Origin of the sequence: Ectorhizobium quercum, assembly GCF_026552795.1 — a bacterium.
Taxonomy (GTDB): domain Bacteria; phylum Pseudomonadota; class Alphaproteobacteria; order Rhizobiales; family Rhizobiaceae; genus Ectorhizobium; species Ectorhizobium quercum.
Genome location: NZ_JANFPI010000002.1, coordinates 347,004 through 369,241 on the forward strand (window position 1 = coordinate 347,004; position 22,238 = coordinate 369,241).

The following is a 22,238-nucleotide window of genomic DNA, read 5'->3' on the forward strand; positions in this document are numbered from 1 at the left end:
ATGGTCTAGACATCACCGGTCGGCAATCAGGAAAGCGGGCGAAGGAAACGGCCAGCCGTGATCGAATATGCGCTTCTGTTCGCACTGGGATTTCTGACGGCGGCGCTGCTGGCCGTGGCGATTGCGCCCGCCATCCACCGGCGGATCGTCGCCTATACGGAGCGGCGCATCTACGCGACGATGCCCATCAGCCCCGAGGAAGTGCGGGCGCAGAAGGACATGGAGCGCGCGGTCTACGCCGCCGAAGCCGCCAGGATCGGCCACGATCTGCGCCAGGAGCGGGACGCCCGGCTGGCGGCGGCAAGACAGGCCGAGGACATGGCCGCCGAAGCCGCCCGCCTGAAGGCGGAAACCGACGACCTGAAACTGCATATCGAGGAGATGAACACCGCCGCCGCCGACATGCGGACGGAAAACCGCCGCCTGGGCATGCACAATGCCGACCTGAAGGCGGCACTCGATCTCTCCCAGACCACCATCGACACGCTGCGCAAGGAGATCGGCCTGCACGAGGAGCGCGCCCGCCGCCTCGAGACCGACATTTCCGGCCTTCGCCTGGACGTTGCGGCCCGTCAGGCGGAAAACGAGAACCTCGCCGCCCGCGTGCAGGCCCTTCGCAACGAGCGGGACCTGCTGCGCAACGACTATCTCCAGTCCACCAGCAGCCTTTCCGACCTCGAGCGCCGCTCCGGCCAGTCCGAGGACCGTCTCGCGCGGCTGGAACAGAAAACCTTGCAACAGGCCGCCGATCTGGCCGATATGGAAACCCGGCTGGAACGGCGCCAGCGCGAGGTCGAGCAGCTCAGGGAGCGCCTGCGCGATCTGCTGCGCCAGAACGAAAGCCTGAAACTGTCCCTGTCGCTGGCGGGGGCCGACGAACAGGTGCCGGATCAGGCCGGCCCGCCCGTTGACGAGGTCGATGACGAGATGCCGAGAGAAAACCGCGAAGTCGAGCGGCTGGAAAAGCGCAGCAAGGCGCTGATGGAACGCATCCGCGCCGCCGAAACCGACCGCGACGACGACGCGCTGCGCGAGGAACTGGCCGATCTGGCAGCCGCGATGACCGCCTATGCCGGCGGACGGGGCCAGAATGCCGAACGGATCCGCGAGATCCTGATAGCCAGCCCGCCCGTCCGGGACGGCGGCCGCATCAGCCTCGCGGCCCGGATCAAGACGGCGATGGCCGAGCGCGAGATCGGCAAGGAGTAACGGCAGAACACCCGCCGTGCCCCGCCCGGGGGCCTCAGATCCGGCCCTGGAGCTGCGCGATCCGGTAGAGACCGATCCCCGCCGCCATCGCGACGTTGAGACTGTCGAGATGCGGGCGCTGGGCGATCCGTGCCGTCCTGAACCGGGACATGACCGCCTGCGGCAGCCCCTCGCCTTCCGTGCCCATCACCAGCGCCATGCGCGGGCCGACGGGAATGTCGCCGACCTCCGCCTCGCCGCGCGGCGAAAGCCCCCAGACGGCGAAACCGGCGGCATCGAGCTTTTCCAGTAGATCGAGAATGCTGCCCTGCCTGACGAACGGCACGGCCAGCACCGAACCGACCGAAACCCGGAGCGCCTTGCGGTAAAGCGGGTCGCAGCTCGTTTCATCGAGAAACAGCGCATCCGCGCCGAACGCCGCGGCGTTGCGAAACAGGCTGCCGGCATTGTCGTGGTTGGAGATGCCGCAGCCCGCCAGCACCAAGGCGCGGTCCGGAAGCGTTGCGATCAGCGAATCGAGATCGGGCGCCGCGTCGGGACGGCGGCCGATGGCCAGCACACCGCGATGCAGGTGAAAGCCGGCGACGGCGTCGATGACCCGCGCCGGCGCCACATAGACGGGAACATCGGCCGGAAAGGCATCGAGAATCGCTTCGACGCCCGGCAGGCGATTTTCGAGGATGAGGACCTGCTCCGCCCGGAACCGCCCCGCCGCATGGGCCGCCGCCAGCATGCGCAGGACGACGGTGCCTTCGGCGATGAAGCGGCCCTGCCGCCCGACCAGATCGCGCTCGCTGATGTCGCGGAACGCGGCGACGCGCGGGTCGTCCGGATCGTCTATGGCGACGGGCGCGGCCACGGCCTACTCGCCGACAGCGATCGTCGCGGCGATGCGGCCGGTGGTGATGTCGAAGACATAGGCGCGCGCGCCTCCGTCCGCCGCCGTGCCGTAGAACAGCACCTGCGGGCCGGAGAGCGAGACATGCGTGACGGTGAACCCCGCCGGCAGCGCGGCCAGAAGGTTGAGCGGCGCATCAGCCGGCACCGGAGTCGGGGTCGCAGCGGGAGCCGGTTCGGACCTGCCGCCGGTCGTCACCTTGTAGACAACGGCGCCGAACACCGCCATAAGGCTGACGAACATGACGAGGCCCGAAACGATCTGGAGACGGATCATCTTGCGGCGAACGTTCTCCATCACCGGGTCGAGCGGCTTTTCCTCCTCGACTTCTGGTTCGATCTGCGACATGACAACCCCGTTTCTGGTCCGTTTCCGGCATTTGGAAGAAAACTATCGATGAGCGATCCCTTTAAACAAGCCGAAGGCGAGAAGAAAGTCCTGATCGTGCCTGAAGGCGCGAGCGGCCGTCTCGACGCCTGGCTGGCGGGCGCTCTGGAAGGCGAAATCTCCCGCAGCCGCGTCAAGGCGCTGATCGAGGGCGGCTCGGTTTTCGTCGACGGCAAGCCCGTCGCCGAGCCGAAGCGCAAGGTGCATCCGGGCGAGACGGTAGAGATCGGCATGCCCCAGCCGGAAGACCCCGAGCCGCAGGGCGAGGATATTCCGCTCGACGTGCTTTACGAGGATGACGACCTGATCGTGCTGGTGAAACCCGCCGGCCTCGTCGTCCATCCCGGCGCCGGCAACTGGACGGGCACGCTGGTCAACGCGCTGATCCACCATTGCGGGATGAGCCTTTCGGGCATCGGCGGCGTGCGCCGCCCCGGCATCGTCCATCGTCTGGACAAGGATACGACCGGCGTCATGGTGGTCGCCAAGAACGACACGGCCCACCGGCATCTGGCCGCGCAATTTGCCGACCACGGCCGCACCGGGCCACTGGAACGCGCCTACATGGCCATCGTCTGGGGCCGCCCGAACCGGCTGGCCGGGACGATCGACGCGCCGCTCGGACGCGCCGGCGACCGCACCAAGCGCGCCGTCAAGCGCGAGGAAAGCGACGACGCCCGCGAGGCCATCACCCATTACGAGGTGATCGAGCGGTTCCGCGAGAAGCCGGACGCGACCTGCCTCGCCTCTCTGGTCGAGTGCCGCCTGGAAACCGGCCGCACCCACCAGATCCGCGTTCACATGGCCCATATCGGCCATCCGCTGATCGGCGATGCGGATTACGGCGCCGCCTTCCGCACCAAGGCCAATCTCCTGCCGGACGAGGCCAAGGCAACCGTCAACGCCTTTCCCCGTCAGGCGCTTCACGCCTATATGCTGGCCTTCGAACATCCGCGCACCGGCGAGGTGATGCGCTTCGAGGCTCCGCTGCCCGACGACATGGAAAAACTGGCTGGTGCGCTGAGGGAATAGGGCCGCCTGCAACAAAGTGACGATTTTTTCGGTTCATCACACGGGTGTGACCCTCCGCCGCTATTGAAACACGGTTCGGCCGCACTTAACTGGTAAATCGTAGACACGGGTTTCCATGAAACCGTGGCAAAAGGCTCGCCCGCATGGGAGCCATTTCCTCGCTCTAGCGTTGAACCTGATATGGGTCCGCCTCGGGGAGATGACAAGGGGGGCCGTTTTACAAGGAGGGTGCTTTATGGCCCGCAATTCGATGCCGACGATCACGGCCGGGGAAGCCGGTCTGAACCGCTATCTGGACGAGATCCGCAAGTTTCCCATGCTTGAGCCGCAGCAGGAATACATGCTGGCCAAGCGTTATCAGGAACATGGCGACCGCGATGCCGCCCACCAGCTCGTCACCAGCCACCTGCGCCTCGTGGCGAAGATCGCGATGGGCTATCGCGGCTATGGCCTGCCGATCGGCGAGGTCGTTTCCGAAGGCAATGTCGGCCTGATGCAGGCCGTGAAGAAATTCGACCCCGAACGCGGCTTCCGTCTGGCGACCTACGCCATGTGGTGGATCAAGGCGTCCATCCAGGAATATATCCTGCGCTCGTGGTCTCTGGTGAAGATGGGCACCACCGCCAACCAGAAGCGCCTGTTCTTCAACCTGCGCCGCCTCAAGGGCCGCATCCAGGCCATCGACGACGGCGACCTGAGGCCCGACCAGGTGAAGGAGATCGCCACCAAGCTCAACGTCTCCGAAGAGGAGGTGGTGTCGATGAACCGCCGCCTGTCCGGCGACGCCTCGCTGAACGCGCCGCTGCGCGCCTCCGAAGGCGAAGGCGGCCAGTGGCAGGACTGGCTGGTGGACGAGAGCGAAAGCCAGGAAGCGACGCTGATCGAGCAGGACGAGCTGGAAACCCGCCGCCGCATGCTGGCCAAGGCCATGAGCGTTCTCAACGACCGCGAACGCCGCATCTTCGAGGCGCGGCGCCTGTCCGAGGACCCGGTGACGCTGGAGGAACTCTCCACCGAATTCGACATCAGCCGCGAGCGCGTGCGCCAGATCGAGGTGCGTGCCTTCGAAAAGGTGCAGGAGGCCGTACAGAAGCAGGCCGTGGAAGCCGCAAACGCCCTCAGGGTGGTGGACGCTTGACGCCGCTCCCCGGATTGCTAGACTGAGGCCATGAACGCATTCGTCTTGATCTCCGCGAACCGACGCCGTCGCCACGCTGCAAAGCGGGGCGCGTCGGCGTTTGGCGGGAGACGGGGCACGGCATAAAGCCGCATACCCCTTCCGAAACCGGAACCCGACCCTGCCCGCGAACCCCGCCGGCAGGGTTTTTCTTTGCCTTCAACCGTCGAACAAGGAACATGACATGGCTTCAACCCCAGCACCGGAATTCGTCACCGCCACAGCCGCCGACGTTGCGCTGGTCCGCGACATCGTCCGGGCGGCCTACAAGCGATGGGTTCCGGTCGTCGGCCGCGAGCCGCTGCCGATGAAGGCCGATTACGACAAGGCGGTCATGGAACACCATATCGAGCTCCTGACCGTCGACGGCCTCGTCGTCGGGGTAATCGAAACCATGCTGAAGGACGATCATCTCTGGATCGAGAATATCGCCGTTTCCCCCGTCGAGCAGGGCAAGGGCTACGGCAGGATGCTCCTCGCCCGCGCCGAGCATCTGGCCAGAGTGGCCGGCCGGAGCGAGGTCCAGCTCCTGACCAACGCCGCTTTCGAGACCAATGTCGCGCTCTACCGGCGAACGGGCTACGCCATCACCCTGACCGAGCCCTTCATGGGCGGCACGACGGTCTACATGGCCAAACCGGTGGAAGGGTAAGGCACGCAAGGGCGCCCGCCGGACGAAAACCGGCCGGCTCTTCCCGGTCCCCCATAGAAATACCGTTGCAGAATACCCGGATTTGCGACGGCAAACTTTCAATCCGAAGCAAACCTTGCCCGGACCAGGCCACTCCGTCAAACTGGAGCGGGTCTCACATCTTGGGAATTTGGTATGAATTCCATAGCCGAACGCTATCGACGCTTTGCACGCGTGGAGGCCGCGGGACGATCTCCTCTCTACGAAACACTGGCGAAGCATGTGGCGGGAACACAGCACGCCCTGACCTTTCTCAGTCGTCTTCCTCGGGACAGACAACAGCCGAATCTGCTTTTCGCCGCACTGCGCCATGTTTGCGGGACACCGATGTCAATCACCGAGTTCGATGAGGCGCTTGGCGAACACGCGCAGGCAATTGCCGAAGTCATGGTGACGCGTACGACCCAGACGAATGAACCCGGACGTTGTGCAGCATTCCTGCCGTCACTGTGCCAGATGCAAGGCCCTCTGGCGCTGATAGAGGTCGGCGCTTCCGCCGGTCTATGTCTTCTGCCGGATGCTTACGGGTACGACTGGGAACGTCAGCAGTTGGCGCCCCCCTCTCAATTTGGCGCGATAGCGCCCGTATTCCATTGCCATGCTTCGGAAAACGCTCCTCTTCCGCTTCAACATCCTGAGATCGTGTGGAGGGCTGGACTGGACCTCAATCCGCTGGACCTATCGAACCATGAAGATGTTGCGTGGCTTGAGAATCTCATCTGGCCTGAACATCATGAGCGCTTTGCGCGTCTGCGCGCTGCTGTTCAGGTGGCCCGAAAAAACCGCCCCCGCGTTGTGGCCGGAGACCTCAGGCAGGATCTGTCCGGGTTGATTGCAGAAGCGCCGAGCGATGCGACCGTTGTGGTATTTCATACGGCAGTTTTAAGCTACATTGCGGATCAGAATGATCGCGATGCTTTTGCCCGCAGCATGATCGACACAGGAGTTGTCTGGCTTAGCAACGAAAGCCCAGGTGTTTTTCCCGAGTTTGCCGAAAAAGCCGGACCAATTCGCGAAAACATGTTCCTTTTGAACATTAACGGACAACCCGTGGCGTGGACGGGTCCACATGGCCAGGAACTTCAGTGGCTCTGAGCCGGGAAGTCGGCAACGGTCGTCCCGCAGCTTTCAACGCAAGCAAGCCTTCAAATCGGATTCTCAGCGGCGGCAGACAAGTGCCGGCCGAATGGGCGCGACGCCCCGTTGCCACAGGGCTTTGCGCCTCCAGCAGACAACGGCATGCCCGAAGCACGAATGCCGTCCCGTGCCGGCCAGAAAGGACGCACCGTTCCCGCCTCGATGGACGGACGATCAGCGGCTCAAAAAACCCGACATGTGCGGCAGACGACCCTGCGGGAGGGATGCGCCCTCCCGCCGCCTTCGCCTTATTGCTGCGCCGCGCCGGCCTGTTCCCACTGGGTCATCGCCTTGTTGAAGGCTTCCGTGCCGGTCGTGCCCTTTTCCAGCGTCAGGAGCGCGCGGCGGCCGTTGCGATAGGTGACGGGGATATCGATCCAGTCGCGGGTCCGCAGCAGTTCCAGATTGGTGGCGCGCGCATCGGGGAAATCGTTGAGCGCGATCATGTGGAAATCGTCGGTGATGCGGGCGGGAACGGCAATCAGCGGATTGCCCCGGTCCTGCTCCGTGCGCTTCATCGAAATGCGCTGGACGCTTTCGATGGCGCCGCCGGCGAAATCGGCCGGAACGGAAAAGACGATCTCGACCAGATGGCTTGCCGGAAGAGAGGGGTCGGCATTGCGCTTGAAGGTCACGAGCGCCGTCAGGTTGCGGCCCGGAACGGTCAGCGTCGCCTGCACGACGGCCTGGGGCCGGCCAGCATCGTCGGCCTCTTCGCGCTCTTCCCACACGACGCCGCCCTCGATCGCGGTCGGCGTGGTCTGGCCAAGCATTTCCTCATAGAGAAGCATTTTCTCTCCGGGCACGGCCGGAGCTGCCGTCGCCGCACCGTTCTGGCCGCCCTCCTGTGGGCCGGCCGCAGGCGGCGGAGCGACGTTCTGCTGGGCGACCGACTGGCCTTCGGTCGTCGGGGCGCCGCCCGTGCCCGCTGCCGGGCCTTCGTCGACTTCGGTGCCTTCCGGCGTCAGGCGCTGCGTGAACTTGGTGCTCGGCACCGCTTCCTCGGCCGGATCCGACTGGGGATCCGCCGCAGCCGGACTGCCTTCCGGCGCAGCCGCGCCGCCGTTACCGGTGGAAACGACCGGTGTGCCCGAGGGCGTGGCCGGGCCGTTGAAAAGCTCCGTCATCGCATCGCGGTTGAGCCAGAGCGCATAACCGCCGCCCGCCAGCAGCAGGACGGCGAGACCGGCAAGGCCGATCTTCGCGAAATTCGGACGCGGCTTCGGCACGGCGCGATAGGGATAGGCCGTCTCGCCGGGAATATGCTCTTCGTCGTCGGCAACCGACGCCGCCTTGCCGGCGGAAGACCTGTCCTCGGCGGCGGCAGCGGGCGCCGAAGCGGCGTTGCCGTCATAACCGATCAGGGCCTCGAAATCGCTCCACGCATCGTTCGGGTCCCTCTGGCCCTTGCCGGCATCGGCAGGCTCGGCAGAGGGCGCGGGCTCGGCAGCGGTCTCCCGCCCTTCGAGATAGGCATCGAAATCGTCGATGATCGAGGCCGGAGAGCGCGGCTTGTCCTGCCCGTCGGATGGGGCTGGCGTCGCAGGTATCTCAAGTTCACCGTGCGAGGGCCAATCCCATGCCGGCTCCTGCTGCGAGGCACCGGCAACGGGCGCCTCTTCGGCGGGCCACGCTTCCGGGCCATCCTTGTCCACCGACGGCTCGTCGCTGTCCACCGGCGGCTCGACCGGCACGTCGGAAACGGATTCCGGCTCATAGGCCGGCTCGGCCTCGGCCGTCGGCTCGGGTTCAACGACCGGAGCCAGCGGCTCGATCGTTTCGGGAGCTTCGAAAACCGGCTCCGGCTCGACGGCCGGCGCCTGTTCGGCATATTCCTCGGGCTCATGCTCGACGGCCGCATATTCCGGCAGATCGTCGGCATAGCCGGTTTCGACCTGTTCGAAAGTCTCCGCCGGCTCGACCGGAACAGCCGGTTCGGGCTCCTCCTCATGCGGGATCGGGGCGATTTCAGGCTCGTCGGCAGCCGGTTCCGGCTCTGCCGCCGCGGGCGCCGGTTCTTCCTCGTAAATCGCTTCCTGCTCGTAGGCCGCTTCCTCGATGGCCGCGGTCTCGTGGATATCGCCGTTTTCCGTCGTCTCCTCGCCAGACGGCTCCCGCGGTGCAGGCGCGTATTCCGCCAAGGGTTCCGGTTCGGACACGGGCTCGGGCGCCGGCTCCTCGCTCCAGGGGGCAGAGGCATCGGCAACGGGCTCGTTCTGCGCGTCCGGCTCCTCCTCGGCGGGCGCTTCTTCCGCTACGGTCGCGGCAGGCTCCGGTTCGACAGGCTCCGGTTCGGGTTCCGGCTCGGGCACAGGAACTGCAAGGGGCGCAGCGGTGTCCTCTTCCGGCAGCGCCTCGGCATGCTCGGCCTCGACCTCCCGGATCGCCTCTTCCAGCTTTTCGAGCTGACGCTGGAACAACGCCTCGGGCGGGCGCGGCTTCATGCTCTCCAACTGCCGGGTAACGGCGCTACGAGCCTTGTCGTAAACCTTCACCCGCATTTCGGGCGTATTGTTCGCCAGGCCGTCCACGGCACGGCGAATAACAGCGACAAAATCCGCCATCAGTTCCTTCTCATGCTCTCCGGCGCCAGCGCCGGATGGATAAAGTCAGGGACCGGAAGTCGCCCCGAACACGCCGCGACATTAATCCTCAAAGGGATCGGTCACAAGTATGGTATCGTCACGCTCGGGACTGGTCGAAAGCAGAGCCACCGGCGCGCCGATCAGTTCCTCGACCTGGCGGACGTACTTGATGGCCTGGGCGGGCAGGTCGGCCCACTTGCGCGCGCCGACGGTGGATTCCTTCCACCCTTCCAGCGTGATGTAGATCGGCTCGATGCGCGCCTGCGCGCCCTGGCTGGCCGGAAGATGGTCGATTTCCTCCCCGTCCAGCCTGTAGCCGACGCAGATCTTGATCTCGTCGAGACCGTCCAGCACGTCGAGCTTGGTCAATGCGATGCCGGTGATGCCGTTGGTGGCCACCGCCTGGCGCACCAGCGCCGCGTCGAACCAGCCGCAACGGCGCTTGCGGCCCGTCACCGTGCCGAATTCGCGGCCACGCTCGCCGAGGAACTGGCCGATCTCGTCGGTCAGTTCGGTCGGGAACGGACCTTCGCCGACGCGGGTCGTATAGGCCTTGGTGATGCCGAGAATATAGCCGAGCGCGCCCGGCCCCATGCCCGAACCGGCGGCGGCCTGGCCGGCGACGGTGTTCGAGGACGTCACGAACGGATAGGTGCCGTGGTCAATGTCGAGCAGCGACCCCTGGGCCCCCTCGAACAGGATGCGCGCGCCCTTGCGGCGCTCGCGGTCGAGCAGTCTCCAGACGGTTTCGCGGAACGGCAGCACCTTGTCGGCGATGGACGTCAGTTCCTCCATGATCGCCTTGTGCTCCACCTCCGGCGCGCCGAGGCCGCGGCGCAGCGCGTTGTGGTGGGTCAGAAGACGATCGACCTTGCCCGGCAGCGTGTCGAGATCGGCAAGATCCATGAAGCGGATGGCGCGACGCCCGACCTTATCCTCATAGGCCGGGCCGATGCCGCGCCGGGTGGTGCCAATCTTCGTGCCGCTGTTCGAGGCGGCGTCCTCGCGCATGCCGTCGAGTTCGCGGTGCAGCGACAGGATCAGCGTGGCGTTGTCGGCGATGCGCAGATTGTCGGGGGTGATCTTGACGCCCTGCGCCTCGATACGGCCGATTTCGGCGATCAGTGCATGCGGATCGACGACCACGCCGTTGCCGATCACGGCCAGCTTGCCCGGACGCACCACGCCCGAGGGCAGAAGGGAGAGCTTGTAGCTGACGCCGTCGATCACCAGCGTGTGGCCCGCATTGTGTCCGCCCTGAAACCTGACCACGACATCCGCGCGCTCGGACAGCCAGTCAACGATCTTGCCCTTGCCTTCGTCGCCCCACTGCGAACCAACAACCACGACATTCGTCATCGATAAATTCCTGTAGTACGCCCGGGTGAAACTCGTTCCCGGGCCATTCCAAACCCGCGCATCTATAATGGTTTGTTTTGCGGAAAGCGACTCCGTTTACAGGGCAAACATGGCCTTTTTTGCGTGACAAATCGCGGCACGGCGCGCTATCTGCCTCCGTTTCCGGCATTTCACCGTCGCCGGAACCCGAAAATCCAGAACGCGAACGGTCCCCGAGTCTTGTCCCGCACCGCCTATCTCCTCCTCGTCGTCGCCACGCTGCTGTGGGCGGGCAACATGATTTCCGGCAAGCTGGCAATCGGACACATCAGCCCGATGATGCTCAATCTCCTGCGCTGGGTTCTCGCCTTCGTCCTGATCGTCGCCGTTTCCCTGCCCCAGCTTCGGCGCGACTGGCCGCTGATGCGGCGGAACTGGGCGCTGCTGCTCGGCTACGGCATGTTCGGCTATACGCTGTTCAATGCCCTGCTCTACACGGCCATGACGATGACGAGCGGCGTCAACGGCGCCATCGAGCAGGCAATCATCCCGATGCTGATCTTCATCATCAACTACATCCTGTTCCGCATCCGCGCCACGGCGGCGCAACTGGCCGGCTTCGTGCTGACCATCGCCGGCATCGCCATCACCGCCTCCCACGGCAATCCGGCCGCTCTTCTGGAACTGGAAGTGAACGGCGGCGACCTGATGGTCCTCGCCGCCGCCGCCATCTATGCGGTCTATACGATCGCGCTGCGCTGGAAGCCGGCCATCGGCTGGCAGAGCCTCATGGCGGCTTCCGCGCTCGGCGCCATCGTTGGCGCCGTGCCCATGCTGGCCTGGGAAATGTCGCGCGGAGCCGCCGTCTTCCCGGATGCGCGCGGCTGGCTCCTCGTTCTGTATACCGGCCTGCTGCCCTCGCTGGTGTCGCAAATCTTCTGGGTCAAGGGCGTCGAGGTCATCGGCGCCAACCGGGCGGGCCTCTTCATCAACCTCATTCCGGTTTTCGGCACGATTCTCTCGGTGGTCTTCCTCGGCGAGACCCTGAGCGGCTTCCACATCGTCGCGCTCGTCCTCGTGACGGCGGGCATCGCGATCGCCGAAAAGGGCAAGCCGAAGGCCTGACGCCTTTCGCAGCTGTCTCTCCCCGGAGCACGTCCGGCAATAGGGTGGAAGCGGGAAGGACGGGTTCAGGGCGTCCGTCCGGGAACGGTCACGCAACGTCCGCGGGCGGCGACGCGCCTGAACCCCTGGAAAGCCTCAGAGAGGCTCGCCGGAAGGAACGGAACCGGTCAGCACGCCAGCGTCGGCGCTCTCCGCCGCCGGAACGGCGAAAGGTGCGATTCCCATCCCCAGAGCCGCCAGAAACCGGCCGGCATCGCTCGCCGTCGGCGTCAGGCGGGCGAAAGGCATCACGGCGCATTCGCCGCAGGAATGCCGCGCAGAGGCGTATGAAATCGCGCCGACCACCTCGGACGACGGAACCGCCGAGGAAAACTGGCGGGCCAGACCGCCCGGCCCGAAGGCATGGGCCGGAGCCGCGGCCAGAAGAAGACCCAGTGCGATGGCTGCTGTGTTGCGCATGACCCTTGTCCCTGTCTCTGGAGCGGTTTCTCCGCTCCTTGTCCTTGATCGGGATCATCCCCTGTAGGCCGGACCGCTTCATGCAAGGGCGCAAGGCCCTCGTCCGCCGTGAAGACCACGATAGCGCCGAGATTTTCCCGCCCGCTTAAACCGGAAGATTCAATTTTAGCGAATTGCCGTTTTTCGGGAGGTTGCGCGCATTGCGCTCAATTCGGCATCGGTGCGGACGCAAATTGATGCTTTTCCGAACACGGGGAATTGCCTAAGCCGGAGGGACCCCATGAGCGACAGGAGATTTCCGGATGGGCCTGCCCTTCTACTGGAACGAACTCAACACCTACGATTTCGCCGGGCTGGACCCGGACAGGACCATCGCCATCCTGCCGATCGCCTCCACCGAGCAGCACGGGCCGCACCTGCCCGTTGCCACGGACGTCGCCATCGCCACCGGCATGCTGGCCGAATACCGCCGCCAGAAACCGGACGATCTGGCGACCCTCGTTCTTCCCATGCAGGAAATCGGCAAGGCCAACGAACATATCTACGGCCCCGGAACCCTGTCCTTCGGCTGGGACATTCTCATTCCCGCCTGGACGGCGATCGGCGGGAAGGTGGCCGAGGCCGGCATCCGCAAGCTCGTCATCGTCAATTCGCACGGCGGCAATCTCGACATCATGCACATCGTCGCCCGCGAATTGCGGGTGCGCCATTCCATGCAGGTCGTCTCCACCCAGTGGACCCGCTTCGGCTATCCGGACGGTCTCGTCAGCGAGCACGAGGCGAAGTTCGGCATCCACGGCGGCGATGTCGAGACATCGCTGATGCTGCACTTCCGTCCCGACCTGGTGCGCATGGAGAAGGCCGAGAACTTCCGCTCGAAGGCCGAGGAGATGAAGGCGCATTCGCGCTTCCTGCAACCCCTGCCGCCGCATTCGCTGGCCTGGATCGCCCACGACCTGAATCCGAACGGCGTCGTCGGCGACGCTTCCGCCGCCACAGCCGAACGCGGCGAGCGCATCGCCCGCCACCAGGTCGCCGGCTTCGTCGAGATGCTCGGCGACCTCGCCGGGTGGCCGCTTTCGAATCTCTACAGCGAATAGGCCGGCAAGGCCCGAATCACGTCAGCCCTCGCGGCGCTCGGCGGGAGCCGGCACCGCGCCGCCCGACTGCAATTCATGCACCATCGTCGACATTTCGGCCATGATATACTCCGCGAACAGGCTCGCCGCCGCATCGAGCGGCGCCCGGGCGCGGGCGAAGAGCTTCATCGCCTGATGGCGCACATAGGGTGCGGTGAAGGGCCGGAAGGCCAGTTCGCCGCGGCGGCATTCGGCAACCACATCCAGCGGATTGAGCAGCGACAGCCCCGATCCCAGCTTGACCATCTTCTTCATCAGTTCGACGGAGTTCGTTTCAAGCACCGGCTCCACCGGCAGCGCCAGCGGCGCGAGCACCAGATTGATGGCGTTGCGCAGGCTGTTGCCGGGGCAGGACAGCACCAGCTTTTCCTGAAGCACCTCCAGCGGATCGATGGCCTCGAACGCCGTCAGCCGATGCCCCTGCGGCATCACCACCCCGACCGGCACGTCGAAATTGGCCAGCGTGCGGATGCCGGGCGTGGCAGGAATGTTGAAGCCGAGGCCGATATCCGCCTCGCCGGTCAGGACCGGCGGCAGCGTCGCCGATCCGGCATCGTTGAGAAGCAGGATGCGGACGCGCGGATGGCTTTCCATGAAGCGGCCGATCACCTCGGGCAACGGCCCGGCCGCAAGCCCTACCGTCGTCACGATGGAAACCTTGCCGGCCTGCGGCATCTTCAGGCCGCGAATGCGCGATTCCAGTTTCTCATAATTTTTCAGCACCTCGCGGATATGCTCGATGCAAAGCTCGCCGGCCGCCGTCAGGCGCAGCCCGCGCGGCAGGCGCTCGAAGATCGGCGCCCCAAATTCCTCCTCCAGCGCCAGGATCTGCCGGTTGACCGCCGACGAGGCGACGTTGAGCCGGGCCGCGGCCTTGCGGATGGAGCCGCAGCGGGCAATTTCGTCGATATATTGCAGCTTCCGCGAGTGAAGCATGGGCACATCCTTGCTTAAATTTTAGCCAGGCCGCATGATTTACGGACAAAGATCCAGCCGATGCCGAAAAGGCATCGTTGCGCACGAATTTTGGTGCTTTTCAAAGAGCAAGGCAACAGGTCAAATGCGGGTTCGGAATAAAATCCCGAACCGCCAGAGTTCCAGAAGGGGGACAGTCGATCATGAGCAACTTGTTGACGCCGAAGACTTTTTTCGCTGCATTCGGCCTCGCCGCCGCTGGTCTTGCCGCCCAGCCGGCCGCCGCCCTCGATGAAGTCACCTATGGCACCAACTGGCTGGCACAGGCCGAGCATGGCGGCTTCTACCAGGCCGTCGCCGACGGCACCTACGAGAAATACGGCCTCAAGGTCACGATCGTCCAGGGCGGGCCGCAGGCCGCCAACCGGGCGCTGCTGATCGCCGGCCGGGTCGATTTCTACATGGGCAGCCCGCTCGGCGAAATGGACGCCGTCAAGGAAGGCATCCCGCTCGTCGACGTCGCCGCGATCTTCCAGAAGGACCCGCAGGTTCTGCTCGCCCACCCGGATCAGGGCGTCGAGACCTTCGCCGACCTCGCCAGGCTCGAAACCATCTTCATGGGCAAGGACGGCTATGTCACCTTCTTCGAGTGGATGAAGAAGAATTTCGAGGGCTTCAACGACGCCCAGTACAAGCCCTACACCTTCAACCCTGCCCCCTTCATCGCCGACCCGAAATCCGCGCAGCAGGGCTACCTGACCTCCGAACCCTTCGAAATCGAGAACCAGACCGGCTGGGCTCCGAAGGTCTTCCTGCTCGCCGACAACGGCTACAATCCGTATTCGACGATGATCACGACCAAGACCGACCTGGTGGAAAGCAATCCCGATCTCGTCCAGCGCTTCGTCGATGCCTCCATCGAGGGCTGGTACAATTATCTCTACGGCGACAACGCCGCCGCCAACGACCTGATCAAGAAGGACAATCCGGAAATAACGGATGCCCAGCTCGCCTATTCGCTCGGCAAGATGAAGGAATACGGCATCGTGGTTTCGGGCGAGGCTGAAGACAAGGGCATCGGCTGCATGACCGACGAACGCTACAAGGCCTTCTTCGACGACATGGTGAAGATCGGCGTCCAGCCGGCCGACCTCGACTACACCAAGGCCTATACGACGCAGTTCGTCTGCAAGGGCGTCGGCCTTTCGCTGAAGAAGTAACGGAAGAAGCCCCTCTGGCTGCCGCCATCTCCCCCACACGGGGGGAGAACGATAAACGTTCCGGCTTCCCCGATCACAAACGCCACAATGGGGCGAGAGGGTGCCACGAATTTTCTCCCCCCTTGTGGGGGAGATGGCCGGCAGGCCAGAGGGGGCTTCCACGATCAATTTCGCATTCCACCGGACCGGAAATCGCCGCTGATGACAGCATCCCCCGCCTCCACTGCCACCGCTTCCGCGAAACGGCCGCTGGTCGTCATGAAGTCGGTCTCCAAGGTGTTTTCCAGCGGCACGGTCGCCTTGTCCGGCATGTCCCTGACGGTGGAAAGCGGTGAGTTCATCAGCCTTCTCGGCCCGTCCGGCTGCGGCAAGTCGACGGCGCTGCGCATCATCGCCGGGCTGGGCGACACCTCCACCGGCTCCATCGACTGGCCGAGTTCCCGCATCAACGCGCGCGGCCTGCCGGAAGGCGACATCTCCTTCGTCTTCCAGGAACCGACGCTGATGCCCTGGCAGACTGTGTTCGGCAATGTCCACCTGCCGCTAAAGCTGCGCGGCGTTTCGAAAGCCGCCGCCCGGCCCGACATCGCGAAGGCGCTGGAAACGGTCGGCCTCGGGGACTTTGCCGATGCCTATCCGCGCGAACTGTCGGGCGGCATGAAAATGCGCGTCTCCATTGCCCGCGCGCTGGTGACGAAGCCGAAGCTGCTGCTGATGGACGAGCCCTTCGCCGCACTCGACGAAATCACCCGGCAGAAGCTCAACGACGACGTGCTGAAGCTGTGGAAGGACACCGGCATCACCGTGATTTTCGTAACCCATTCGGTGTTCGAATCGGCCTATCTTTCCAACCGCATCGTCGTCATGAAGGCCCGGCCCGGCCGCGTGCATGCCGATTTCCCTCTGCACACGAGCCTGGAACGCGACGCTCTCTACCGTTCCTCGGAGGAATACCGGCAGGCCTGCGAGATGGTGTCGAAAACGCTTCTGGACGCGATGGGCGGCGTGGAGGAACACGGATGAGCGAAGCCACCCCCGCCGTTTCCGCGCCGACGCGCCCGTGGAAATATCGCGACACGGCACTGAGGGTCGTCATCCCCATCCTCATGGTGCTCGGCCTTCTGGCGCTCTGGCAGGCGATCGTCACGCTCAACGAGATCCCGCCCTATATCCTTCCCGGCCCGTTGCTGGTCGCCCAGTCGCTGGTGAAGGACTGGGGCACGCTCTTCCCGGCGCTGCTGGTGACGACGCAGATCACCTTCCTCTCGCTCGGGCTGGCGCTGGCCGGCGGCGTCGGCTTCGCCGTCTTCCTCGTGCAGTCGCGCTGGATCGAGACGGCCTTCTATCCCATCGCCGTCATCCTTCAGGTGACGCCCATCGTGGCGGTCGCGCCGCTGATCCTCATCTACGCGCCGTCGACGCAGGTGGCGCTGCTGATCTGCGCCTTCCTCGTCGCCTTCTTCCCGATCCTTTCCAACATGGTGCAGGGCCTGAAGAGCGTCGACCACAACCTGCTGAACCTGTTCGACCTCTATGGCGCGTCGCGCTGGCAGACGCTCCTCTATCTGAAGCTGCCCGCCTCCCTGCCCTATTTCATGACCGGCCTGCGCATCGGCGGCGGGCTGGCCCTGATCGCCGCGGTCGTCGCGGAATTCGCCGCGGGCTCCGCCGGCGCCGGTTCGGGGCTCGCCTTCCGCCTGCTGGAATCGCAGTACCGCCTGAACATTCCGCGCCTCTTCGCCGCGCTCTTCATGCTCTCCGCGCTCGGCGTGGTGATCTTCATGCTGACCTCGTTCATCGCCTGGCTCAGCCTGCATCGCTGGCACGAAAGCAGCCTCAAACGGGAAAACTGATGCCGCACGCCTTCCTCACCCTGCCCGCCGCGCCGCGCTACGTGCTGGCAAACGCCACCCTGCCGGCCGTCTGCGTGAAGGGCTTTCATGCCCCCGCCAAAGAAGGGCTGATCCGGGCGGATCTGGTGATTTCCGGCGGACGCATCGAAGCGATTGCCGCCCCCGGCGAAGCCCACCGCGACCTGCCGGTGGCCGACCTGCGCGACGGCATGGTCTGGCCCGCCTTCACCGACATGCACACCCATATCGACAAGGGCCATATCTGGGAGCGCAGCCGCAATCCCGACGGCACCTTCACGAGCGCGCTGGAAACGGTCGGCATGGACCGCATGCGGCACTGGAATGCCGACGACGTGCGCGCCCGCATGGATTTCTCGCTGCGCTCGGCCTACGCCCACGGCACCGGCCTGTTGCGCACCCACCTCGATTCCATCGTCCCGCAGCACCTGATTTCCTTCGAGGTGTTCGGCGAGATGCGCGACGCCTGGAAAGGCCGTATCGACCTTCAGGCCGTCGCCCTGTTCAACATGGACCACGTTTACGACGAAGCCTATTTCGCCGAGCTGGTCGCCACCGTGAAGCGCTTCGGCGGGCTGATGGGCGGCGTGCCGCAGATGTGGCCCGATCTGGCCCAACGGCTCGACATCGTTTTTCGCGCCGCCGCCGACAACGGCCTCGATATCGACTTCCACGTCGACGAGACGAAGGAGAGGGAAGTGCTGGCGCTGGAGGCGGTGGCGGAGGCGAAGCTCCGCAACGGCTTCGAGGGCACCGTCACCGTCGGTCATTGCTGCTCGCTCGCCCGTCAGGACGAAGCCGTGGCTGCGCGGGTCATCGAGAAGGTGGCGAAGGCGGGCCTCAACGTCGTCTCGCTGCCGATGTGCAACATGTATCTTCAGGACCGCGAGGAAGGCCGCACGCCCCGCTGGCGCGGCGTCACCCTGTTCCACGAACTGGCCGCCGCCGGCGTCGCCACCGCCGTCGCATCGGACAATACGCGCGACCCCTTCTATGCCTATGGCGACCTCGATCCGGTCGAGGTGTTTCGCGAGGCGGTGCGCATCCTGCATCTCGACCACCCGCTGGACGATGCCGCGCGCGTCGTCACCGCCACCCCGGCGGCCATTCTCGACCAGCCGGAAAAGGGCGTCATCCGGACGGGCGCGCCCGCCGACCTCGTTCTGTTCAGCGCGCGGCGCTGGAGCGAATTTCTTTCCCGTCCGCAGGCTGACCGCATCGTGATGCGGAATGGCATGGGCATCGACCGCAGCCTGCCGGATTATCGCGACCTTGACCCGCTATCCGGCGCATGAGCCCGCCCCGAAAGGCCGCATCATGCGCGTCAGATCTGGAGATTGACACATGCCCGACTACGACGCCCTGAAAAGGGACCTTGAAGGGATCGCGATCGAAGACAATCCGGCGCTGGTACGCCAGAAGAGCCGCGACTTCTACTGGTACTCCCCCGTTCTGAAGGAGGAGCTGGACAAGGTCGTCGGCGATCTCGTCGTCACCCCGAAGAACGAGGCGGACCTGATCCGCGTCCTGAAGGCCGCCTACGCCCACGGCGTTCCGGTCACGGCGCGCGGCGGCGGTACCGGCAATTACGGCCAGTGCATGCCGCTGTCCGGCGGCATCGTCCTCAACATGCTGGCGATGAACGCCATAAGGGAAATCGCGCCGGGCCGCGTGGTGGCCGAGGCCGGCATCATCATCGCCGACCTCGACCGGCAGCTCAGGGCGCAATCCGGGCAGGAACTGCGCTTCCACCCCTCCACGGCAGGCACCGCCTCGCTCGGCGGCTTCGTGGCCGGCGGCTCGGGCGGCGTCGGCTCCATCCACTGGGGCGGCCTGCGCGAACTCGGCAACATTCTCAGGCTGCGCATCGTGACGATGGAGGCCGAGCCGCGCGTCATCGATCTCGATGGCTGGGATCTCCAGAAGGTGAGCCACGCCTATGGCACCAACGGCATCATCACCGAAGTCGAGATGCCGCTCGCCCCGGCCTATGACTGGGTGGACGTGATCGTCGGCTACGACGACTACATGGACGCCGTGCGCTTCGCCGACAATCTCGCCCAGCGCGACGGCATTTTGCTGAAGGAGCTGGCCGTCGTCGCCGCCCCTGCCCCGTTCAGCTACTTCACCCGCCACAAGCCCTTCCTGAAGGAAGGTCAGTCGGTGGTGGTGGTGATGGTCGCGCCGCACTCGATGGGTCCGTTCGAGGCCCTCGTCGCGCAGCGCAAGGGAGACCTGCGCTTCCGCTCCGACAGGGTCGAGAGCATGAAGGGCATTCCGCACGCCTATGAACTGGGCTGGAACCACACCACGCTGCGCGCGCTGAAGCTCGATACCGACATCACCTATCTGCAAGTGCAGTATCCGGGGCCGGATCACGTCGAAAAGGTCGAGCGGCTCCAGAGGCTGACCGGCGCGGACACGATCGGCCATCTCGAATTCATCCGCTTCAACGGCGCGGTGCAATGTTCCGGCCTGCCGCTGGTGCGCTACACAACGAAGGAGCGGCTGGAGGAACTGATCCGCATCCACGAGGACAACGGCTGCCCGATCTTCAACCCGCACCGCTACACGCTCGAGGAAGGCGGCATGAAGCAGACCGACGCCGTGCAGCTTGCCTTCAAGCGGGAAACGGACCCGAAAGGCCTTCTCAATCCCGGCAAGATGATCGCCTGGGAAAACCCGGATTTCGATTTCACCGCCGGCAAGAACTACCTGTTTCCCGGTCTGGCCGCGCTGGAGGGATGAGCCGTGCGCGTCCTGCTCCTGCATGCCCATCCGGTCGAATCCAGCTACGGCCGCGCCCTGCACGACCTGACGCTGGCAAGCCTGAAAAAAGCCGGCCACGAGGTGGACGACTGCAATCTCTACGAGGAAGGCTTCGACCCGGTTCTGTCGCGCCATGACCGGCTGGTCTATCACGACTATCCGGACAATACGAAAGGCGTGCAGCCTTACGTGGAGCGGCTGCGCCGGGCGGAAGCGCTGGTGATCGTCACCCCGGTCTGGAATTTCGGTTTTCCGGCCATGCTGAAGGGCTATTTCGACCGGGTGTGGCTACCGGGCGTGACCTTCGATCTCGAGGACGGCAAGCTCACCTCACGGCTGAAGCACATCAGGAAACTCGCGGCCGTGATGACCTATGGCGCAACGCCGTTTCGCGCCTTCATCGCCGGCAATCCGCCGAAGAAGATCGTGACCCGCGTGCTGCGCGCCCAACTCGGCCTGCTGACGCCCGTGACCTTCCTCGCCCATTACGACATGAACAATTGCACGCCGGAAACGCGGGCCCGCTTCATGGAAAAGGTCAAGGCGAGGATGGAGGCGTTCTGATGCCGGCAAAAGAAAAACGCCGCAGCCCGGCGGGGGCTGCGGCGCGTTCCCAGTCGGCTGGGGAGATTACTTCGCCCAGCGTCCTTCGTATTTGAATTCCGGTGCGGACTGAAGCGCTTCCTTGGTCGTGTCGATGCGAGCCGACCACTTGTTGTCGGGTTCGGAATAGACGACATCGACGGAAGCCGGGCTGACGATCACGTACTTTTCCCCGATCCCGAGGAAACCGCCTACGGAGACGATGTAGCCCGAGAGCAGGCCATCGGAGATGATGAGATCGCGGATCTCACCGATCGTCTCGTCCTGGGGGTTGGTGATGTTCAGGCCGACGAGGTTGTAGCTGAGCACGTCCGTCGGCTTGGCCACGACGAAGACCTCGGAGGTCGTTGCGGTGGTCGGCGTCTGGGCGTGAGCGAACGAAACCATTGCGGCGGTGGCGGCAAGAGCAAGAGCGATACGGCGCATTGTAGTTTTCCTTTTTTGAATGTTTTGTTTGCCCAGGCGAAGGAAGAACAGCTGGGACAACGAAAAGTTCCACCGAAGCGTCTTTTCAACCGCCCTTAATGTTTCCCGCATTTTAGCCGGCGCCGTTAACCTTGTTTCAAAACGGGCCGTTAATCGTTACGAATTAGTTTATTTCTCTCGTGTCCGCCCGGATCAGCCCCTCCGGCGGTGGTTTCACTGACGCGGCCCGGCCCTGCCGTTCCGGGAATGCGAACGGGAGAAATGAGACGATGATGCGAGGTTTCGCCACCACTCTTCTGCTGGCCCTGCTTCTGGCAGGATGCGCCACGGCACCGACGCGCATCACCAATGCCTGTGCGATCTTCGATGAAAAGGGCGGCCTTTTCGACAACTGGCGGCGGCAGGCCCATTCCGCCTCGCGCGAATACGGCGTGCCCGTGCCGGTGCTGATGGCGACGATCTACACCGAATCCGGCTTCCGCGCCCGTGCCCGCCCGCAGCGCAAATATGTTCTCGGCATCATTCCGTGGGGACGCGCTTCGACGGCCTACGGCTATGCACAGGCGCTCGACGGAACCTGGGCGGACTACAAGCGCCAGACCGGACGCTGGACGGCAAGCCGCACGAATTTCGGCGACGCCGTCCGCTTCGTCGCCTGGTATCACGCCACCAGCGCGCGGGTGAACGGTGTGCGCCTGAACGACACCTACAGCCTCTACCTGAACTACTATTACGGCCACAGGGGCTATGCGAGCGGCAAGTGGCGCAGCAATCCGGGCATCCAGCAGGCCGCCCGCCGCTCCGCCAACATGGCGAACAACTACGCCGCGCAGTTGCGCAATTGCAGCTAAGTGCGGCGCGCGATCACGGCACCCGGGCGGCGGTCACTTCCACCTCGACCAGAAATTCGGGCCGGGTGAAGCCGGAAACGACGATCAGCGTCGAGACCGGCTTCGGATCGAGCGTGTAGCGGTCGCGCACCGCCATGTAGGGCGCGAAATCCTCGCGACGGGTCACATAGGCCGAGATGCGAATGACGTCGGCGAACGACATTCCCGCCTCGTCCAGAACGGCCCGGCACGCCTCGAAGCACAGTTCCGCCTGCTCCGTCACGCCCGGTGGGATCGTATCGTCGGGACGGATGCCGAGCTGGCCGGACGTCACCAGAAGTGCCGCGCCCGGCGGCACGTAAAGCCCGTGATTGTACTGGCCGAACGGCTTGCGCACCGACGGCGGATTGAAAACCGTCTTCTCCAC

At 64.8% G+C, this 22,238-nt stretch carries 22 protein-coding genes; 14 read left to right on the forward strand and 8 right to left on the reverse strand.

The window, feature by feature from the left end; translation table 11 throughout:
• The first annotated feature begins 57 nt into the window (after positions 1-57).
• Positions 58-1,209: a coiled-coil domain-containing protein gene (locus NOF55_RS06355; protein ID WP_306410502.1), complete on the forward strand. Its 1,152-nt coding sequence runs from the start codon at positions 58-60 to the stop codon at positions 1,207-1,209.
• Between the two features lie 34 nt (positions 1,210-1,243).
• On the opposite strand, the gene NOF55_RS06360 is transcribed toward NOF55_RS06355, so the two are convergent.
• Both NOF55_RS06360 and NOF55_RS06365 read right to left on the reverse strand, forming a co-directional pair.
• A complete protein-coding gene (locus NOF55_RS06360) occupies positions 1,244-2,068 on the reverse strand; it encodes a TrmH family RNA methyltransferase (protein WP_306410503.1) in 825 nt (274 codons plus the stop codon).
• A 3-nt stretch (positions 2,069-2,071) separates the two neighbouring features.
• Complete coding sequence (locus NOF55_RS06365) at positions 2,072-2,455, reverse strand: hypothetical protein (RefSeq protein ID WP_306410504.1); 384 nt, start codon at positions 2,453-2,455, stop codon at positions 2,072-2,074.
• Positions 2,456-2,503: 48 nt separating this feature from the next.
• Here NOF55_RS06365 and NOF55_RS06370 point away from each other — a divergent pair, with 48 nt between their 5' ends.
• The 4 genes from NOF55_RS06370 (at position 2,504) to NOF55_RS06385 (ending at position 6,489) form a co-directional block, all read left to right on the forward strand.
• On the forward strand, positions 2,504-3,526 hold the full coding sequence (locus NOF55_RS06370; protein WP_306410505.1) for an RluA family pseudouridine synthase: 1,023 nt from the start codon (positions 2,504-2,506) through the stop codon (positions 3,524-3,526).
• A 235-nt stretch (positions 3,527-3,761) separates the two neighbouring features.
• Positions 3,762-4,664, forward strand: a complete 903-nt coding sequence (rpoH, locus tag NOF55_RS06375) for an RNA polymerase sigma factor RpoH (RefSeq protein ID WP_306410506.1) — start codon at positions 3,762-3,764, stop codon at positions 4,662-4,664.
• 223 nt (positions 4,665-4,887) lie between these two features.
• A complete protein-coding gene (locus NOF55_RS06380) occupies positions 4,888-5,355 on the forward strand; it encodes a GNAT family N-acetyltransferase (protein WP_306410507.1) in 468 nt (155 codons plus the stop codon).
• A gap of 174 nt (positions 5,356-5,529) precedes the next feature.
• Positions 5,530-6,489 (forward strand): DUF2332 domain-containing protein, encoded by a 960-nt coding sequence (locus NOF55_RS06385; protein ID WP_306410508.1) that lies wholly within the window; start codon positions 5,530-5,532, stop codon positions 6,487-6,489.
• A gap of 290 nt (positions 6,490-6,779) precedes the next feature.
• Here the strand turns inward: NOF55_RS06385 and NOF55_RS06390 are convergent, their stop codons facing one another.
• Entirely contained in the window at positions 6,780-9,095 is a 2,316-nt protein-coding gene (locus NOF55_RS06390; protein ID WP_306410509.1) for a hypothetical protein, read from the reverse strand.
• 81 nt (positions 9,096-9,176) lie between these two features.
• Entirely contained in the window at positions 9,177-10,475 is a 1,299-nt protein-coding gene (locus tag NOF55_RS06395) for an adenylosuccinate synthase (RefSeq protein ID WP_306410510.1), read from the reverse strand.
• A 219-nt stretch (positions 10,476-10,694) separates the two neighbouring features.
• Here NOF55_RS06395 and NOF55_RS06400 point away from each other — a divergent pair, with 219 nt between their 5' ends.
• Complete coding sequence (locus tag NOF55_RS06400) at positions 10,695-11,579, forward strand: DMT family transporter (RefSeq protein WP_306410511.1); 885 nt, start codon at positions 10,695-10,697, stop codon at positions 11,577-11,579.
• 135 nt (positions 11,580-11,714) lie between these two features.
• On the opposite strand, the gene NOF55_RS06405 is transcribed toward NOF55_RS06400, so the two are convergent.
• On the reverse strand, positions 11,715-12,038 hold the full coding sequence (locus tag NOF55_RS06405) for a hypothetical protein (protein ID WP_306410512.1): 324 nt from the start codon (positions 12,036-12,038) through the stop codon (positions 11,715-11,717).
• A gap of 302 nt (positions 12,039-12,340) precedes the next feature.
• On the opposite strand from NOF55_RS06405, the gene NOF55_RS06410 reads away from it, so the two are divergent.
• Positions 12,341-13,138: a creatininase family protein gene (locus NOF55_RS06410; RefSeq protein ID WP_306410513.1), complete on the forward strand. Its 798-nt coding sequence runs from the start codon at positions 12,341-12,343 to the stop codon at positions 13,136-13,138.
• A gap of 21 nt (positions 13,139-13,159) precedes the next feature.
• On the opposite strand, the gene NOF55_RS06415 is transcribed toward NOF55_RS06410, so the two are convergent.
• Positions 13,160-14,113 (reverse strand): LysR family transcriptional regulator, encoded by a 954-nt coding sequence (locus NOF55_RS06415; protein WP_306410514.1) that lies wholly within the window; start codon positions 14,111-14,113, stop codon positions 13,160-13,162.
• A 182-nt stretch (positions 14,114-14,295) separates the two neighbouring features.
• Here NOF55_RS06415 and NOF55_RS06420 point away from each other — a divergent pair, with 182 nt between their 5' ends.
• The 6 genes from NOF55_RS06420 to NOF55_RS06445 all read left to right on the forward strand — a co-directional run bounded on the left by NOF55_RS06420 (position 14,296) and on the right by NOF55_RS06445 (position 20,516).
• Complete coding sequence (locus tag NOF55_RS06420; protein WP_306410515.1) at positions 14,296-15,312, forward strand: ABC transporter substrate-binding protein; 1,017 nt, start codon at positions 14,296-14,298, stop codon at positions 15,310-15,312.
• 201 nt (positions 15,313-15,513) lie between these two features.
• Positions 15,514-16,335 carry an ABC transporter ATP-binding protein gene (locus tag NOF55_RS06425; protein WP_306410516.1) on the forward strand — a complete coding sequence of 274 codons (822 nt, stop codon included), beginning with the start codon at positions 15,514-15,516 and terminating at the stop codon, positions 16,333-16,335.
• Entirely contained in the window at positions 16,332-17,165 is an 834-nt protein-coding gene (locus NOF55_RS06430) for an ABC transporter permease (RefSeq protein ID WP_306410517.1), read from the forward strand. Before NOF55_RS06425 ends, NOF55_RS06430 begins: the two co-directional genes overlap by 4 nt.
• Positions 17,165-18,478 (forward strand): cytosine deaminase, encoded by a 1,314-nt coding sequence (locus NOF55_RS06435; RefSeq protein WP_306410518.1) that lies wholly within the window; start codon positions 17,165-17,167, stop codon positions 18,476-18,478. Before NOF55_RS06430 ends, NOF55_RS06435 begins: the two co-directional genes overlap by 1 nt.
• A gap of 49 nt (positions 18,479-18,527) precedes the next feature.
• Positions 18,528-19,931, forward strand: a complete 1,404-nt coding sequence (locus NOF55_RS06440) for an FAD-binding oxidoreductase (protein ID WP_306410519.1) — start codon at positions 18,528-18,530, stop codon at positions 19,929-19,931.
• 3 nt (positions 19,932-19,934) lie between these two features.
• Entirely contained in the window at positions 19,935-20,516 is a 582-nt protein-coding gene (locus NOF55_RS06445; RefSeq protein ID WP_306410520.1) for an NAD(P)H-dependent oxidoreductase, read from the forward strand.
• A gap of 66 nt (positions 20,517-20,582) precedes the next feature.
• On the opposite strand, the gene NOF55_RS06450 is transcribed toward NOF55_RS06445, so the two are convergent.
• Positions 20,583-20,981 (reverse strand): PRC-barrel domain-containing protein, encoded by a 399-nt coding sequence (locus NOF55_RS06450; RefSeq protein ID WP_306410521.1) that lies wholly within the window; start codon positions 20,979-20,981, stop codon positions 20,583-20,585.
• Between the two features lie 272 nt (positions 20,982-21,253).
• On the opposite strand from NOF55_RS06450, the gene NOF55_RS06455 reads away from it, so the two are divergent.
• On the forward strand, positions 21,254-21,832 hold the full coding sequence (locus tag NOF55_RS06455) for a transglycosylase SLT domain-containing protein (RefSeq protein WP_370868955.1): 579 nt from the start codon (positions 21,254-21,256) through the stop codon (positions 21,830-21,832).
• A 13-nt stretch (positions 21,833-21,845) separates the two neighbouring features.
• On the opposite strand, the gene NOF55_RS06460 is transcribed toward NOF55_RS06455, so the two are convergent.
• The gene (locus NOF55_RS06460) at positions 21,846-22,238 is read right to left on the reverse strand and encodes a RidA family protein (RefSeq protein WP_370868933.1); all 393 of its coding nucleotides are present in this window, start codon (positions 22,236-22,238) and stop codon (positions 21,846-21,848) included.